Origin of the sequence: Streptomyces sp. NPDC005775, from assembly GCF_042871565.1 — a bacterium.
Taxonomy (GTDB): Bacteria; Actinomycetota; Actinomycetes; order Streptomycetales; family Streptomycetaceae; genus Streptomyces.
Genome location: NZ_JBIAIU010000008.1, coordinates 22,106 through 38,323, shown reverse-complemented (window position 1 = coordinate 38,323; position 16,218 = coordinate 22,106). Strand labels below are relative to the sequence as shown.

10 protein-coding genes, 2 tRNA genes and 1 riboswitch are annotated in these 16,218 nt (G+C 69.8%); of the genes, 9 read left to right on the top strand and 3 right to left on the bottom strand.

What is annotated here, in order from left to right; translation table 11 throughout:
* The first annotated feature begins 727 nt into the window (after positions 1-727).
* From ACFYPA_RS19715 to ACFYPA_RS19705, 3 genes are all read left to right on the top strand, one after another.
* Positions 728-3,541 carry an FG-GAP-like repeat-containing protein gene (locus tag ACFYPA_RS19715; protein ID WP_389133167.1) on the top strand — a complete coding sequence of 938 codons (2,814 nt, stop codon included), beginning with the start codon at positions 728-730 and terminating at the stop codon, positions 3,539-3,541.
* A gap of 107 nt (positions 3,542-3,648) precedes the next feature.
* Positions 3,649-5,256, top strand: a complete 1,608-nt coding sequence (locus tag ACFYPA_RS19710; RefSeq protein WP_359083818.1) for an amino acid permease — start codon at positions 3,649-3,651, stop codon at positions 5,254-5,256.
* A gap of 91 nt (positions 5,257-5,347) precedes the next feature.
* Positions 5,348-5,421 (top strand) — tRNA-Lys (locus tag ACFYPA_RS19705).
* Between the two features lie 399 nt (positions 5,422-5,820).
* Here the strand turns inward: ACFYPA_RS19705 and ACFYPA_RS19700 are convergent.
* Positions 5,821-7,614, bottom strand: a complete 1,794-nt coding sequence (locus tag ACFYPA_RS19700) for a VCBS repeat-containing protein (RefSeq protein WP_359313276.1) — start codon at positions 7,612-7,614, stop codon at positions 5,821-5,823.
* A gap of 483 nt (positions 7,615-8,097) precedes the next feature.
* Between ACFYPA_RS19700 and ACFYPA_RS19695 the strand changes: the two genes are divergently transcribed.
* Both ACFYPA_RS19695 and ACFYPA_RS19690 read left to right on the top strand, forming a co-directional pair.
* Positions 8,098-8,745, top strand: coding sequence for a hypothetical protein (locus ACFYPA_RS19695; protein WP_359083820.1), 648 nt, complete (start codon positions 8,098-8,100; stop codon positions 8,743-8,745).
* A 118-nt stretch (positions 8,746-8,863) separates the two neighbouring features.
* Positions 8,864-10,276: an FAD-dependent oxidoreductase gene (locus ACFYPA_RS19690; RefSeq protein WP_359083821.1), complete on the top strand. Its 1,413-nt coding sequence runs from the start codon at positions 8,864-8,866 to the stop codon at positions 10,274-10,276.
* A gap of 192 nt (positions 10,277-10,468) precedes the next feature.
* On the opposite strand, the gene ACFYPA_RS19685 is transcribed toward ACFYPA_RS19690, so the two are convergent.
* Positions 10,469-10,879 (bottom strand): SHOCT domain-containing protein, encoded by a 411-nt coding sequence (locus ACFYPA_RS19685; protein ID WP_359083823.1) that lies wholly within the window; start codon positions 10,877-10,879, stop codon positions 10,469-10,471.
* 174 nt (positions 10,880-11,053) lie between these two features.
* A complete protein-coding gene (locus ACFYPA_RS19680) occupies positions 11,054-11,425 on the bottom strand; it encodes a hypothetical protein (RefSeq protein WP_359083824.1) in 372 nt (123 codons plus the stop codon).
* Positions 11,426-11,930: 505 nt separating this feature from the next.
* On the opposite strand from ACFYPA_RS19680, the gene ACFYPA_RS19675 reads away from it, so the two are divergent.
* The 4 genes from ACFYPA_RS19675 to ACFYPA_RS19660 all read left to right on the top strand — a co-directional run bounded on the left by ACFYPA_RS19675 (position 11,931) and on the right by ACFYPA_RS19660 (position 16,206).
* Positions 11,931-12,004: transfer RNA gene (locus ACFYPA_RS19675), tRNA-Met, on the top strand.
* 189 nt (positions 12,005-12,193) lie between these two features.
* On the top strand, positions 12,194-13,381 hold the full coding sequence (locus ACFYPA_RS19670; RefSeq protein ID WP_359083825.1) for a PP2C family protein-serine/threonine phosphatase: 1,188 nt from the start codon (positions 12,194-12,196) through the stop codon (positions 13,379-13,381).
* A gap of 272 nt (positions 13,382-13,653) precedes the next feature.
* Positions 13,654-13,808, top strand: a riboswitch (cyclic di-AMP (ydaO/yuaA leader).
* An 11-nt stretch (positions 13,809-13,819) separates the two neighbouring features.
* The gene (locus ACFYPA_RS19665; protein ID WP_359083826.1) at positions 13,820-14,983 is read left to right on the top strand and encodes a M23 family metallopeptidase; all 1,164 of its coding nucleotides are present in this window, start codon (positions 13,820-13,822) and stop codon (positions 14,981-14,983) included.
* 278 nt (positions 14,984-15,261) lie between these two features.
* Entirely contained in the window at positions 15,262-16,206 is a 945-nt protein-coding gene (locus ACFYPA_RS19660) for an aldo/keto reductase (protein ID WP_359313282.1), read from the top strand.
* The last annotated feature ends 12 nt before the right edge of the window (positions 16,207-16,218 follow it).

Sequence of the window (16,218 nt, the reverse complement as noted above, 5' to 3'; positions counted from 1 at the left end):
GCGATGGGGCACGGAGATCGAGTTCGTGGAACTGCGAACTCGGTGACGGCTTCCGTCCCGTTCGAAAACGTCAGCGACCGGTGCAATGACGTGCTGGCGCGGGCGAAGGGCGGCGAGGCGCGGGCGTACAAGCCGACGTGCGGTGGGGCGTTGTAGTTGAGGACTGGCCCGTATCGCACCTATTGGGTGCAGTCCGGGCCCCGGCCTCGTTGAACTGGATCTAAATCAGCCTCCGGGGCTTGTGCGCCTGCTGTTAAGGTCGGCCGACTTGCAGGGGGTCGGGGCCGGGGGGCTTTCCACTTCACAAAGGCCGCAGAACGTGCCGCGGCGGTTCTTCTCCTGCTCTTTTCCGAAGTTTCCGGAGGGGCTCGGCTTGAGACATCACACGATTCTGCGCAGCGCTGTCATCGTTATCGCGGCATTCGGGGTCACTGCGGGAGCGGGTACGCTCGCCACCGCTTCGGCCGACGAGGGGGCAAAGGCCGCTGCGGCGGCATCGAGCGCTTCGGGCAGGGTTGTCGACATCACCCCCAACTGGCGCAAGGTCCCCCGGGGCGAGGTGCTGGCAGCCGTGGGTTCTGCCGGTTTTGTGCATGCACCCGAAGACACTGACTCGAGTTTCGGGGACACGTACGAATGGACCCGCTTCGACACGGGCGAGAGCACGGACCTCGGATACGGGGACGGCAACGAGTCATTCGGTGAGTTCGGCGCTGAGTCCGATCTCGTGGCTGAGCACAGCGCGGGCACGATCACCCTTCACGACATGGCGGCCGGGACCGCGACCCGGCTGAATTTGCCCGAGACGGATTCATTCGTCGGGCTGGTCGGGGAATCCGTTCTCGTCAGGGACTACGCGACCGACGAGCTGGAATCCACCGCCGGCTGGTACGTCCTTCCCGCGAACGGCGACCAGGCGCAGCGCGTTCCGATCAGTGGATGGCCCGAAGAGGCCAACATGCACGGAGCCCGGCTGGTCGCGGGGGACTCCCACACAGCGGTTCTGCGATTCGGCACCACGGAGAATTCGTGGGAGAGCACGCGTCTGGGGCTGGTCGATCTGGCCACCGGGCACATGCGGGTGTGGGAGGCCGATCTGGGGTCGAGCGGCGTCACCCTGTCCCCGAAAGCCCTTGCGTGGGTTGACTCCCAGGGGCTGGTCCACGTGCGGGACCGGGCAGCAACCGACGGCATTGAGCAGCCTTTCGTGCTGCCGTCGGGCCTGAGCCGCTCCCGTATCGGACTCCTCGACGGCTGGATCCTCGCTTCCGAGGAAGTGAGCGGGGTGGGCTCCGACCTGGAGCGTGGGCTGGTAGCGCTGTCCGCGGACGGAAAGCGGACGATTCCGCTGCTGGGCGGGTCCGCCGAGGACCTGGTACAGATGCCCGGGGGGAGCGTGGCGGTCGTGGGCGGTACGTCGTCTACCGACTGGTATCTGAAGCAGGTGTCCGTCGGCTTCGACGGACAGCCCACCATGAAGAACCTCCACCGTGCATCACCTCTCCCGGGTGAGGTTCAGGCAGTCGCTCTGAGTGGCGGCGTACTCTCCACGGTCGAGGTCGAAGGCTCTGAAGGAGCCGGCTTCTACAACCGGTCCCTCGGCGTAGGCCCCGACACGACGCCGGCCGGCCCGGCGACCTGGATCGGCAGGGAATCGGGTCGTTCCTACGACTACACCTCGTGCGGCCAGATCTCCTGTACCCAGCTCTTGAACAGCGGTGACGGCCGGAGTGTCTACCAGGTCCGAAACTACGAGTCGAATCCTCAGGTCGAGGTGGTGGGCCGGCGGTCCTCCGGGGAGGCATCCCGGGCCCTCACCGGCAACTTCGACGGCAGAGTCGTGGACTCCTTCGGCCGGTACGCGGTGTATCAGGGAGGACGGCCGTCGATCGAAGGCATGCTCGTCCCCGAGGACAAGACCATCGTGGTCGACCTCGACGCGACAACGGGCTCCTCGGTCGTGATCGAGCAGCCGCAGGTGGCGGCTTCGGTCTGGGGAGACACGCTCTACTCCGGAACGGCTACACGGGGCCAGGTGGCCAAGACCGATCTGCCGTCCCGCAAGAAAACGGGAACGGTGGACACGGGTGCCCCGTGTGACCTGACAGAACTCCAGACAGCCGGCGACTGGCTGTACTGGTCCTGCGACCAGTACGCCCGGCACGGCGTGGTCAACCTGCGGACCGGGGCCAAAGCCGCTCTGCCCGGGGTCGGAGGGAGTGGTCTGCTGGGTGACGGTTTCTTCGTCCAGCACCCGTACAGCGGCGCCGAACTGCGGCTGACCACGTTCCAGAACGGCAGCGTGGCCACGCGGTACCTCGACGAAAGGGTCGGCTCGAGCCGGACCAACCGGCGCGGCAGTTATGCGGTCGACCGGTTCGGCGGAGGTATCGCGTACGTCGACATGGAGCGGATGATCCATGTCGCCGACAGCGGCGTGACAGCCTCGCCACTGAGCCTGGTGACATCCCACGCCGACGCCGGATTCACCGCGGCGAAGGGATGGCAGCCTTCATGGTGGCTGTCGAAGCCGGCGGCTTCGTGGCAGGTGTCGATCGCGTCCCGTGCGACCGGCGCTGTCGTCCGTACGATCACCGGCGGCGAGGCGCGTGGAACGTTCACAGCAGGCTGGAACGGTACGGACGCCGCAGGCAAGCTCGTCGCCAACGGCGCGTACACCTGGTCCCTGTCCGCGAAGCCGGCCGACGGGCAGGGTCCGGCTCTCGCGGTGTCGGGTTCGGTCAAGGTGACGGGCGGTGCGGCCGCCGACCGGGACTTCGTCGGCAATGACGGGTTCGGCGACCTGCTGGGGTTCACGCCGGCGGGCGTGGCGGATTTCCGCGGCGGCACGGGTAACGGCACCGGCACGGTGGACGCGAAGGTGTCGGGTTCGGGCTGGACGGGTGCGAACAGCGTGACCGCTTCCGTCCCGTTCGACGATGTGAACGGCGACCGGTGCAATGACGTGCTGGTGCGGGTGAAGAGCGGTGAGCTGCGGGCGTACAAGCCTTCGTGCGGTGGGGCGTTGAAGTCGACGACCCCGTACACGAAGGTGGGACTGGGCTGGAACATCTACGACGCGCTCACATCGCCCGGCGACCTGACCGGGGACGGTCGGGCGGATGTGGTCGCGCGCGAGACGTCGACCGGCTACCTGTTCCTGTACGAGAGCACAGCGGCCGGTGTCTTCAAGGCGCGCGTGAAGATCGGGACGGGCTGGAAGGGGTACCTGCTGGCCGGGGCGGGCGACTTGAACCGTGACGGCAAGGGTGACCTGCTGGCCCGGGACGAGGCCGGGGCGCTGTGGCGGTACGCCGGGACGGGCGAGGGCACACTGGCTGCCCGGGTGAAGGTCGGCGGCGGCTGGCAGGTCTACAACTCGCTCGTCGGCGTGGGCGATTCGAGCGGGGACGGCAAGGCTGATCTCCTCGCCCGGGACACGTCCGGTGTGCTGTGGGCCTACCGGGGTGACGGCAAGGGGTCGTTCGGGTACCGCACGCGGGTCGGCGGCGGCTGGCAGATGTACTCCGGGCTCTCCTGACGCAGTCGCGGTCCGCCTCCCCCCCGACGGTGGCGGACCGCACTCGGCCGTCACACCGGTACGCGTCCGACGCATGTCGTGCCCCCGTCGAGGGAATCGCTGGGGGCATGACAAGCAACTCACCTGGAGCGCCTTCCGAACAACCGTCCTCGGCCTCCCCGCCGAGCCTGTCGAAGCCCGCGTCCGACACAACGGCCCCGCCCGGCGCATCCACCCCTCCCGCCCCGGCCGCCGGTTCCGACGAGGCGCGACTGGCCGAGCTCGGCTACACCCAGGTCCTCGCCCGCCGGATGTCCGCCTTCTCCAACTACGCGGTCTCGTTCACGATCATCTCCGTGCTCTCCGGCTGCCTGACGCTCTACCTCTTCGGCATGAACACGGGCGGTCCGGTCCTGATCACCTGGGGCTGGGTCGGTGTCGGGCTGATGACGTTGTTCGTCGGCCTGGCGATGGCCGAGATCTGTTCGGCGTACCCGACGTCCGCGGGCCTGTACTTCTGGGCGCACCGGCTGGCCCCGCCCCGTTCGGCGGCCGCGTGGGCGTGGTTCACCGGCTGGTTCAACGTGCTGGGCCAGGTCGCCGTGACCGCCGGGATCGACTTCGGGGCGGCGTCGTTCCTGGGTGCGTACCTGAACCTCCAGTTCGACTTCGACGTCACCCCCGGCCGCACGATCCTCCTCTTCGCCGCGATCCTGCTGCTGCACGGCCTGCTGAACACCTTCGGCGTGCGGATCGTCGCGATCCTCAACGGCGTCAGCGTCTGGTGGCACGTGCTCGGCGTCGCCGTGATCGTCGGCGCGCTCACCTTCGTACCCGACTCGCACCAGTCGGCGTCCTTCGTCTTCACCGAGTTCGTGAACAACACCGGTTGGGGCAGCGGCTTCTACGTGGTGATGATCGGGCTGCTGATGGCCCAGTACACCTTCACCGGTTACGACGCTTCCGCCCACATGACCGAGGAGACGCACGACGCCGCGACCGCCGGCCCGCGCGGCATCGTCCAGTCGATCTGGACCTCCTGGATCGCCGGGTTCGTCCTCCTCCTCGGCTTCACGTTCGCCATCCAGTCGTACGACGGGGCCCTGGCCTCCCCGACCGGTGCCCCGCCCGCCCAGATCCTCCTCGACGCCCTGGGCGCGACCACGGGCAAGCTCCTGCTCCTGGTCGTGATCGGTGCCCAGCTCTTCTGCGGCATGGCGTCCGTGACCGCCAACAGCCGGATGATCTACGCGTTCTCCCGGGACGGTGCTCTGCCGTTCTCCCGCGTCTGGCACACGGTCAGCCCTCGCACCCGCACCCCCGTGGCCGCGGTCTGGCTGGCCGCCATCGGAGCGCTGGTCCTGGGCCTCCCGTACCTGATCAACGTCACCGCCTACGCGGCCGTCACCTCCATCGCGGTCATCGGCCTCTACATCGCCTACGTCATCCCCACCCTGCTGCGTCTCCTGCGCGGCGACGACTTCCGCCCCGGCCCCTGGCACCTGGGCCGCTGGTCCCGGCCCATCGGCATCGTGGCGGTGGTGTGGGTGGTGGTGATCACCGTGCTCTTCATGCTGCCCCAGGTCTCTCCCGTCACGTGGGAGACCTTCAACTACGCACCGATCGCCGTCCTGGTGGTCCTGGGCTTCGCGGCTACCTGGTGGTTCGCCTCGGCCCGCCACTGGTTCCTCAATCCGGATCACAAACGCACGATCGCCCGCAGGACGACCCCCTGAACGGGGCCGCCAACACGACGACGGGGCCCGGCAACCGATACCCGATCGGCGGCCGGGTCGCGGCGGGCTATGCTCGGGGGTGATTCGCCGAGGGCCGTTAGCTCAATTGGTCAGAGCAGCGGACTTTTAATCCGTTGGTTGTGGGTTCGAGTCCCACACGGCCTACGCGAAGCAGGACGGGAGAACCCCATCGGACCTGCTACTTAGCGCCTCGACCGGCTTCGGCCGGCCGAGGCGCTTCGTCGTTCCGGGGCTCTTGCATGAGCGATGCGTGGGCGGACGGTCCGACATGGCCGTCAGCGCTCCAGCTTTGTCCAGTGCTGTGACCGCATGGGTACACCGGGCTGGGGCGGTGCTTCCCTGGCGTCGAGCGGGCGCCCAGGACTACGGGCGAGGGAACCGTCGCGGGAGCGTGGAGCAGGCTTCAGCGGTCGGATGAGCTTTGACGTTGAGACAGAACCAGCCTGCGTTGCTCCCCGGTCATGGGGGAGCCGGTGCAGGGCCGCCGGTCCCACAGCGGGTTGCCGTGGGGACCGGCGATGACCTGAACGTGCGTGAACGGGCTCACTGCAGCCAGGTGTAAGCGTTCCAGCCGCCGTTGCCGATCTTCGCCGCCGCTTTGAAGGTGGTCCCCGCGCGCCCGGTGGCGCTGTAGCGGTAGAGCTCTCCGGCGGTGTTCACGCCGACGAGATCCGCCTTGCCGTCACCGTCGAGGTCACCGGGGGCGGCGAGCTTCGTGTAGGTGTTCCAGCCGTGGCCGATCGCCGCCTTGGCCTCGAAGGGGGCGGAGGAGGTGCCGGTGCCCTGGTAGAGGTACAGGGTGCCGCTGCTGTCGCGGGCGACGACATCGGCGTATCCGTCGCCGGAGACGTCGCCGGCGCCGACGAGCTGGTTGAACTGACTCCAGCCCTCGCCCACCTTCACCCGGGCCTTGAACGTGCTGTCGCCCTTGCCGGCGTACAGCCACAGCACCCCGGCGCTGTCGCGGGCGAGCAGGTCGCTGCGTCCGTCGCCGCTCAGGTCGCCGGGACCGAGCACCAGATCGTAGTCGCCGAACCCGGTGGCCAGCGCGTTGGCGCCCCCGGCCACGCTGTCGTCGTAGAGGGTGCCCTCGTAGATCTCCATCACCACCGGATCGCCCGAGTCCTCGAGGGAGACGGAGTTGACGATCCTGGCGCCCTTCAAGCCGTCCCCGAGCGAACTGCGCTCGGACACGGTGCCGTCGTCGTTCGAGAGGTAGACGTACAGATCGCCGGTGGACGTCAGCCCCAGGAGGTTTCCCTTGCCCCAGTCCGGGTTCCCGCCCATGCCCGCCACCAGGTGGTGAGCGAGCCAGTAGCCGGGGGGCAAGGCCGTCCCGGTGGTGTCCTGGCGGGCGGTGAGCTGGGTGAGGCCGGACCCCTTGGGGTCACCCTCGTAGTAGTACGCGCCACCGGCCGTGGTCCGGACGAGGAGGCCCCCGTGTGCGCCCGGGTGGGCGCCGGGGAAGCCGATGACCTGGTTGTAGGCGTTCCAGCCCGTGCCGATCTGGACCCGCGCGGCCACCGGCGTGGCGGCGTTGCCGTCGAGCGCGTAGTACCAGAGCCTGCCGTCGAGGTCGCGGGCGACGAGCGAGCCGTGGCCCGTGCCGGTGATGTCGCCGGCACCGGTCATCTGGTCGAAGATCTGGAAGCCCGTGCCGACCTTGACGCGGGTGGTGAAGGGATTGGTGGGGTCGCCGGTGCCCCGATAGAAGTACAGGTCACCGGTGTGCGTGCGGGTGAGCAGGTCGCCCAGGCCGTCGCCGGTGACATCGCCCACGGTGACGACCTTGTTGTACGTCTGCCAGCCGCTCCCGCTCCAGAGCGGGCTGCCTTCCGGGAACGACTCGTTGCCCCAGAGCGACAGCTGGCCCGAGGCCGTGAGGGACAGCACCTCGGGGCCGGCGGCGGAGGTGTTCTCCTCGCCGGGGGTGAGGACATCGAGGTACTCGGTGGAGCCGCCCTTGCCCGACGGGATGTCGAAGCCGCTGAACCACTCCATGATCCCCCCGGTCGAATCCCGCGTGAGGACATCGGCGTTGCCGTCGCCGTCGACGTCGTAGAGCGGTGCGTCGGGGCCCGCCGCCGCCTGGGCCCTCGCGGCGCCGGAGAGCTTCCCGGCGGCGGGCTTCCCGGTGGAGTGCGGTGGCGTGGGCATCGAAGGTCGCTCGGGCTCGAGCTGCTGGATGGAAAGGTTGCGGTGAGGCACGCCGCTGTCGGCCTGTGCCACGGCGGCGGGGCCGAGGACGAACGCGCTCGTGGACAGAGCGGCGAAGGCGCAGACCGTCAGCAGACGGGTGCGCCGGTGCGTGTGCGTGATCTGCAAGGTGGAAGACATGACGACCCCCCATGGGTACGACTGCCGCGATGGGATGCGGCGACCAGGTCCGAGCCGACGGCGGTGGCAACGGGACCGGTTGGCCTGTCTGTACAGGCGCACCCGGCTGGACCGGCTCGAACCGTGCAGGTCCGACCGGTCCGAGTCGCTCGTACGTCCGATTCGAACGCCGCGAGTCTAACTGCCGTTCCCATGAACGGAATCGAGGGAGACACCGGGTGCGAACGTCCCGTACTGATCCGTTGGTTGTGGGTCGAGGCGCTTCGTAGTTCCGGGGCTCTTGCGCGAGCGGTGCCGCCCTCGAAGTGGTCGGCGGAAGTTCTGGCAACACTGCTGCGCCGTGGCTCGCTACGTGGCCCGGTGAGCGACGGAGAACGCCCGCCGGGGCTGCCCGGGCACGCGCTCACCGCATCCGGTACCGATCGCTCCGGCCAGGTCATACGGTGTCCTCTCGCACCCGCACATCCCTTGGGGGGATCACGCATGTCGTACGGCTATCCGCCACCGCAGCCCGATCAGCAGCCGCAGCAGCCCGACCCGTCACCGACGGAGTGGCAGCAGCCCGGCCGGCCGCCGCAGGCGGACCAGCCCTGGCAGTACCCGCCGCAGGCGGGGCCGGGGTGGGGCGCCCCCATGCCGCCACCGAAGAAGACGAACGTGGGGCTGATCGTCGGGGCCGGATGCGGTGGGCTGCTCCTGGCGATCGTCATCGTCGGCGTGATGGTGGCGCTGCTCAGGGGCAACGACGACGGCCGGAACAGCGGGTCGTCATCGGACAGGCCGCCGGCCGTCGCCCCTTCGGCGGTGGAGGAGACGCCGTCGGAGGAAGAGGCCCCGCCCAGGCACGTGGACGCCAGGGAGGACGTGACGATCAAGGCGTGCTCGGTCAACTCCTTGACGAAGTGGCCGCATGCGGACCTGGAGATCCTCAACAGCGGCGGCGATGCGGCTGATTACATCGTCTATGTGGAGTTCGTCGACTCGTCCGGGACGCGCCTGGCCGAAGGGCTGGCGGCGGCGACGGGCCTGGGCCCGGGGCAGAAGGCGAAGGAGAAGGCGCAAGGACTCGGCGAGACGAGCGGCAAGGTGTCGTGCAAGGTGACGAACGTGTACCGGTCCGCGGCGAGTTGATACCCGCCCTCCGGGCGGGGGGACACTTCCGCTGTCGCATGCGGACAGCCGAAGCCGGGGTACGGGGTACGGCTCCTGGCTGACGGGCACGGGGCAACACGGCGCACAAGGAGTCGCATTGGCGCGGGTCGCGGTAGTCGGAGGCGGGATCGGCGGTCTGGCCGTCGCCCTGTTCCTGGGCCGTCGGGGGCACGCGGTCACGGTGCTGGAGCGGGACGGACACCGGCCGGGGCCCGATCTCGACGCGGACTTCTTCGGCCGACGGCGCCCGGGGGTGCCCCAGGCCGTGCAGCCCCACGGGCTCCTGGCGCCTGTCCGGACGGTGCTGCGCGAGGAAGCCCCCGACGTGTACGACGCGATGCTCCGGATGGGTGCGGGCGAACGCAACGAGCTGGACTGGTTCGCCGAGCGCCCGCCCGAGCGCCCGGGGGACGAGGACCTGGTCACCGTCCAGACACGGCGCATCGTGCTGGAGGCCGCGCTGCACGATGCGCTCCACCGCGAACAGGCAGTCGACATCCGGCTCGGGGAGCCCGCCGAGGGGCTCGTCGTCGACCGGCACGCCGAGGTGCCCCGAGTGGCAGGGGTGCGGTCGCGCACCGGGCGGCATGACGCCGATCTGGTGCTGGACGCCGGCGGGCGGCGCTCCCCGGTGCCGGGCTGGCTGACCGAGGCGGGCTGCCGGGACGTTGTGGTGGAGAACCACCGCACCGGGATCGCGTACTTCTGCCGCTGGTACCGGCTGCGCCCCGACGGGCCGAGGGGGCCGGGGCGGGTCAAGGCGGGATCGGTGGCGGCCTTCGCGGTCGGCGGGGTGTTCCCGTCGGACAACGGCACCTTCGCGGTCTTCCTGACCGTGTCCACCGCCGACCCCACCCGTGGCGCACTCCTGGACCCCGAGGTCTTCGAACGGGTGGCCCGGACCTTCCCCGCCGTGGCCGCGTGGCTGGACCTGCGGCCCGACGTCGAATCCCAGGTCCTCGCTATGGGCGGCCTCGACAACCGCTGGACCGCGCTGTGCGACGCGGCCGGGCCCGTGGTCACCGGCCTGGTCGGGATCGGCGACGCCATCACGCACACCAACCCCACGATGGGGCAGGGCGTGGCGCTGGCACTGTGGGCTGCCCAGTGGGTGGCCGGTCACGCGACGCACGCCGCCGAGGACCCGGCGGCGTTCGCGGCCGGGTACCACCGCTGGGCGGGACGGACCCTGCGCCCCTGGTTCGACGTCCAGGTCGCCATGGACCGCGCCAACGAGGCCCGGCTCGCCCGTCCCGCAAGGCTTTTGCCCGAACCGGCCTCCCCGGCGGCTCGGGCCACGGCCGCCGTGTCCGCCTGCTCCTGGGACGATCCGGTCGTGATGCGGGCACGCGCCCGCATCCGCCATCTCGTCCAGCCCGCCGACGAGGCCTACGGCACCGAGGAGGTGCGCGCCCGCGTGGCGTGCTGGCTCGCGGAGCATCCGGACTTCGCCCCGGGGTTCGACGGCCCCGCCCGTGAGGAGTGGGAGGCCGCCGTACGGCGTACCTGACAAGCCGTGTCACGCGGTGGCACACCTGGCCGTCAGCCGTCAGCCGTCAGCCGTCAGCCGTCAGCCGTCAGCCGTCAGCCGTCAGCCGTCAGCCGTCAGTTCTCCATCGGCTTTCCGGTCTCCGCTGTGCAAGGACGACGGCGTCGGTACCGGCGGTGGAGGGGCCGGTACCGACGCCGGGTGTCCAGGTGGTCAGACGAGGAGCTTCGTCTTCGCCCGCTGGTACTCCTCTTCCGAGATCGCGCCCTTGTCCTTGAGGTCCGCGAGTTTCGACAGGTCCTCGACGTGGCTGCTCTTCGGTGTGCCGTTCCCGTCGGACGTGCCCGCGGCATCTCTCACGTACGCCTTGAAGGCCGCATCACGGTCCTTCGCGTCCTTCAGATCGCGCTGGCCCATGGTTTTGCCGCGGGCGATCACGTAGATCAGAACGCCGAGATACGGGAGTACCAGCGCCAGGATCAGCCAGCCGGCCTTGGCCAGGCCGCCGAGATCGTCACTGCGGAAGATGTCCATGATGACCCGGAACAGAAGGAAGAGCCACATGATCCAGAGGAAGAACCAGAGCATGGTCCAGAACAGGTTGAGCAGGGGGTAATCGTCCATCGGTCCACTCCAGGCGCCGCGTCGAATGACTGATTCCTGTCGAATGACTGAATCTGAAATCAGTCATATCACCGCATTTATGCGTTCGCCCGTTGGAGTTTCCCTTGTTCCGCCAAGAGGGGGAGAGGGGACGGGCGGGCGCGGTGCGACGCGGCGCGGCCTGGAGTGCGGTGGCTACTTCTCCGGCGCGGGGGTGGCGGCGGAGGCCGCGTCGGCGGACCGCTCCGCGGGCTCGGCCGGCTGCGAGGCCGCGGGCGCGGGTGCGATCTCCGCCGCACGTGCGGCCGCGGAGGCCTTTCGGCTGTGCACCAGGATTCCTATGAAGCCCGCGATGAACCCACTGATCAGACCCGATATCGCGTGGTTCAGCGCGTTGACCGATTCGCTGTCCGGAAGGCCGATGGCGGCGTAGTTCACCGCCGCGCTCATCACCGCACCCATCAGGCCGCCGATGACGCCACTGATGACGGCGCCGCGTACGGGTGAGGGCGGGGTGGCCGAGGTGGCCGGGGCAGGGGCAGGGGCGGGGGTGAGCGGTGCGGTCATCGTCGAGGGCCCTCCAGACAGGCTGCGATGAGAGACACGGGAGCGGCCGGCGGAGCGACTGCGCGCTCCAGGGCCTGCTCGCACGGGCAGCCCGCCGGTCCGGGGGATGCAGCAGTTACCTTGCGGCAGAACACGTGTTCCTTGCAACACCTTCTCGTTTCCAACACTTTGACGTTCCGGACGGAGAACACGCAGCGGCCTCCAAGGGATCCACCGGGGCCATTCCGGGTGACCGTCTGGGAGCTGTCCGGGGATGTGGACATGCGTTCGCCTCCCAAAGCGGGCCCGACGCGCTCTTGTTCGAGGTCGCCGACACCGATCCGCCCTCTGGTGCCCGGTGGTTGGGGACGAACGTCCGGTGGACGCGCGCAGGTGTCCAGGTGCTCCGGGAGGGCATGTGGGCGCTGCGCGGTCGAGCAGACCCCGGCTGCCGGGACGTGCGCGCGGGCGTACGCGCCGGGTGGTCTTGAGTGCCTCGAACATGCCGTAGAGTTGTGTTTACCGACGCGGGGTGGAGCAGCTCGGTAGCTCGCTGGGCTCATAACCCAGAGGTCGCAGGTTCAAATCCTGTCCCCGCTACTGAAGAATCAGGCCCGGCATGCATACAGCGTGCCGGGCCTGATTCGTTTTACGCCGTCGGCCCGCCGGGTCGCTCGGTGCGAGCCGCACAGCGCGTACGCGTACCCCCATTGGCCGACGAGGAGTCGCATCGCGATCCCTGCTCCGGTAAGTCTGGGGGGTGGTGCGCGGTACCGTCCGCGGCCGTGGATGCGCCGGGCAGGAGACCAGCAGGTGGGGAAGCGGGAGAAGCGGCGGCGAAGGCGCGCCGGGGGTGTGCGGACCCGCCGGTTCGTCCGGGCGCTCCCTGCCGTGATGATCGTCGGGGGTGTGCTGTTCGATGCCGTGAGCCCACCGAAGTTCACTGCCATCCCCTTGTACGCGGCGGCTCCGCTGATCGCCGCTCCGTTCTTCTCGCTGGCCGCCACCATCGGTACAGGTGTCGCCGCGCTGCTGGCCGTCGTGGGGCTGCGGGCCTACAGCGGCACCCTGTTCCAGGTCGTGCCCGTCATCGAACTGCTCACCGTCCTCACCGTCTCCGTGCTCGCCGTCGTGATCAACGGGGTGGTGCGCCGGAGCAACGAGCAACTGGCCTCGGCACGCGTCATCGCGGAGACGGCCATGCGGGCCGTGCTGCCGACCCCGTCCGAGCGGATCGGCGGGCTGCATGTGGCGGCCCGGTACGAGGCGGCCCAGGCGGACGAGTTCGTCGGCGGTGACCTGTTCTCGGTTACGGACACCCCGCGGGGCGTGCGGCTGGTGGTCGGGGACGTGCGGGGCAAGGGGCTGGACGCCGTCGAGGCGGTGGCGGTGGTCATCGGTGCCTTCCGGGAGGCCGCCGAGGAGGCGGAGACCCTGGAGGATGTGGCGCGGCGACTGGAGCGCGCACTGGCGCGGGAGTCGAGCCGGCGTGGCGGCCTCGACGCGGTCGAGGGCTTCGTCACCGCCGTGCTCGCGGAGATTCCGCCGGGTGAGTCCAGGGTGCGGATCGTCAACCGCGGCCACCCGGACCCGTTGCTGCTGCACTCGGACGGGGCGCTGGAGGTGCTCGGGCCGTCGCTGCCCGCGCTGCCGCTGGGGATGGACCTGGGGGTGTGGCCGGACCGGGCGGACGAGTGGGACCTGCCCGCCGGCGCGACGCTCCTCCTCTACACGGACGGCCTCTCCGAGGCCCGCGACGCCGGAGGGGTTTTCTACGACCCTGCCGAGCGGTTGCGGGGGCGGATCTTCCCGGGGCCGGAGGAGCTCCTCTCCGCGCTGACCGATGACGTGCGCCTGCACACGGGGGGCGAGTCGACGGACGACATGGCGCTCCTCGCGGTCGCCCGTCCCGCCGAGGGGCAGCCGGACCGGCGCAGAACCGTGAAGATCGTCGGACTCGGGGGCGGCGGCGGGTGAGCCCGGCGCCGGAGCGGGCCGGGAACGAGCGGTTGACGCCGATGCCACCGTCCGTAATCGAAGGGCACCCCTCCGCATAACGATTGACGCAACGTCAGAAAATGGGTACCGGATGAGGGGCGATCAACTCGCCCGATTCCACCCGGTTGTGTCCCGTAAAGTCCAGGCCAAAGACGTGAACGATCAGTGGGAACGGCTTGGAATCGGACCCCGGTGTCTATTAACGTTCGATAACGCAGCGCGGTTGTCCCAGCCGCCGTCAGTGGCGGCACCGTGCGCGAGCGCCGAATTCCGCAAGGGAACCGGGGAACCACCTACATGGGGTGAATCGGGCATCTCTGTCTTGTTCGTGAGACGGAGGCACCCGTAGGAGACCTTCCTGCTCCGAACCCGTCAGCTAACCCGGTAGGCGAGAAGGAAGGAAAGGAGTGCGCCCCCGTGGCGTCCAACAAGCCTGCCCCCGAAGCTCCCTCCCGGTTCGGGTCCGAGTACGTCGATGACTTCGCGACCCGGCCCGCCACCGCTTTCGGTACGGAGTACGGGGCCGACTACGCGACCGACTACGGGACCGATCGGGGCAGCGACTTCGGCAACGACTTCCGCGCCGACGAGACCGGGCCCGAGCGGGCCTGGGAGGAATGGAACCCCACCGAGGAGTCCGTCCGCCCCGTCCGCGGCAAGCACCGCGTCGCCAAGCAGCGCAATGGTCTGGCCCGTAGCTCCACCGTCCTCGGCGTCGGCGTCATCGCGGCCGTCGGTGCGGGTGGCATGGCCACCGCCCAGAGCAAGCCGCCGGTCTCCATCTCCCTTCCCGATTCCATCGCGGACAACCTTCCCGACGCCAAGTCCCTCCCCGGCGTCGGCGCACTGTTCTCGGGCGGGTCCGAGGCCGAGGCCCAGGAGGCCGTGGTTGCCTCAGCCCCGCTGACGACCGCCGGCATCACCACCGCCGAGGCCGAGCAGGGCTCCACCGACGCGGGTGAGGCGCTCCGCGCCCGCATCCTCCAGCAGGCCGAGCAGCAGCAGGACGCGGCCGACGCCGAGGTCAAGGCGGCAGCGGAGACGGCCGCCGCCGAGAAGGCGGCCGCCGAGGCGAAGAAGCAGCAGGACGCCGCCGAGGCCAAGATCGCCGCAGAGAAGAAGAAGGCGGCGGAGGAGGCGGCGAAGAAGGCGGAGGCACTGCGCCTCGCCAAGCTCGCCGCCAGCTACGCCATCCCCACCTCCTCGTACACGATCACTTCGACCTTCGGCGAAGCCGGATCGATGTGGTCCTCCGGCTACCACACGGGCCTCGACTTCGCGGCGCCGACGGGTACGCCGATCAAGGCGATCCACAGCGGCACGGTCAAGTCGGCCGGCTACTCGGGTTCCTACGGCTACCGCACGGTCCTGGAGCTGGAGGACGGCACGGAACTGTGGTTCTGCCACCAGTCCTCGATGGATGTCAGCATCGGCCAGAAGGTCACCACCGGTGACACCATCGGACGCGTCGGCGCGACCGGCAACGTGACCGGACCGCACCTCCACCTGGAGGTCCACACCGCGGACGGCACCGGCATCGACCCGATGGCCTGGCTGCGCGCCCGGGGCCTCACGGTCTGAGACCGTTCCCCCGCCGGATTCCCGGCCCCTGAAACCCCGGCAGCCCTGACGCTCACCCCCCGACGTCAGGGCTGCCGGTCTGTTCCCGTTGGTACGTCGCGGCCGTCCGTACGTGCCCGCCCGTCTGTACGCGGCGCTCGTTCCTACGTCGCGGCCGTCCGTACGCGGCGCTCGTTCCTACGTCGCGGCCGTCCGTACGCGGCGCCCGTTCGTACGTCGCGGCCGTTCAGATGTACGGGCCACGGAATAGTGGAGCCGGTGGAAGCGGTTATTCCCCCATGACTTCTCTCCGCAAGCTCGGCTCGTCGAGCCTTCAGGTCTTCCCCCTCGCCCTCGGGGGCAACGTCTTCGGCTGGACCGCCGACGAGGCACAGTCCTTCGCCGTCCTCGACGCCTACGTGGCGGCCGGCGGCAACTTCGTCGACACCGCCGACGCCTACTCGGCCTGGGTCCCCGGCAACGAGGGCGGCGAGTCCGAGACCCTCATCGGCAAGTGGCTCGCCGCGCGCGGCAACCGCTCCGACATCGTCGTGGCCACCAAGGCCGGCGCCCACCCCGCGTACAAGGGGCTCTCCGCCCCCACCATCAAGGCCGCCGCCGAGGAGTCGCTGCGCCGGCTCGACACCGACCACATCGATCTGTATTACACGCACTTCGACGACGAGACGGTCCCGGTCGAGGAGATCATCACCGCCCTCGACCAGCTGGTGAAGGAGGGCAAGGTCCGCGAGATCGCCGCTTCCAACATCAGCCCGCAGCGGCTGCGCGCCTCGCTGGACTTCTCGGAGCGCGAAGGGCTCGCCCGTTACGTGGCCCTGCAGCCGCACTACAACCTCGTCTCCCGGGACACGTACGAGGGCGAGCTCCAGGACACCGCCGCCGACGCCGGGCTCGCGGCCGTCCCGTACTACGCCCTCGCCTCCGGGTTCCTCACCGGCAAGTACCGCCCGGGTACGGCCGTGGAGAGCGCCCGGGCCGGCAGCGCGGGCACGCACCTGGAGTCGGAGCGCGGCCGGAAGGTGCTTGCCGCGCTCGACAGGGTGGCCCAGGAGCGGGATGCGGAGGTCGCGACCGTGGCGCTGGCGTGGCTGGCCGCGCGGCCGACCGTCGTCGCGCCGATCGCCTCCGCCCGTACCGTCGAGCAGCTTCCCGCGCTGGTGGCCGTCGCCGGTCTGCGGCTCACGGACCAGGAGCTGGCGGCCCTCACCGAGGCTTCCGCCTGAGCCGCGCGCCCG

Bases quoted from the DNA above. Each gene is read 5' to 3' on its own strand.
- ACFYPA_RS19660 (WP_359313282.1), top strand. From the start codon at position 15,262: ATGACTTCTCTCCGCAAGCTCGGCTCGTCGAGCCTTCAGGTCTTCCCC.
- ACFYPA_RS19685 (WP_359083823.1), bottom strand. From the start codon at position 10,879: ATGGACGATTACCCCCTGCTCAACCTGTTCTGGACCATGCTCTGGTTC.
- ACFYPA_RS19700 (WP_359313276.1), bottom strand. From the start codon at position 7,614: ATGTCTTCCACCTTGCAGATCACGCACACGCACCGGCGCACCCGTCTG.
- ACFYPA_RS19710 (WP_359083818.1), top strand. From the start codon at position 3,649: ATGACAAGCAACTCACCTGGAGCGCCTTCCGAACAACCGTCCTCGGCC.
- ACFYPA_RS19695 (WP_359083820.1), top strand. From the start codon at position 8,098: ATGTCGTACGGCTATCCGCCACCGCAGCCCGATCAGCAGCCGCAGCAG.
- ACFYPA_RS19670 (WP_359083825.1), top strand. From the start codon at position 12,194: ATGCGCCGGGCAGGAGACCAGCAGGTGGGGAAGCGGGAGAAGCGGCGG.
- ACFYPA_RS19680 (WP_359083824.1), bottom strand. From the start codon at position 11,425: ATGACCGCACCGCTCACCCCCGCCCCTGCCCCTGCCCCGGCCACCTCG.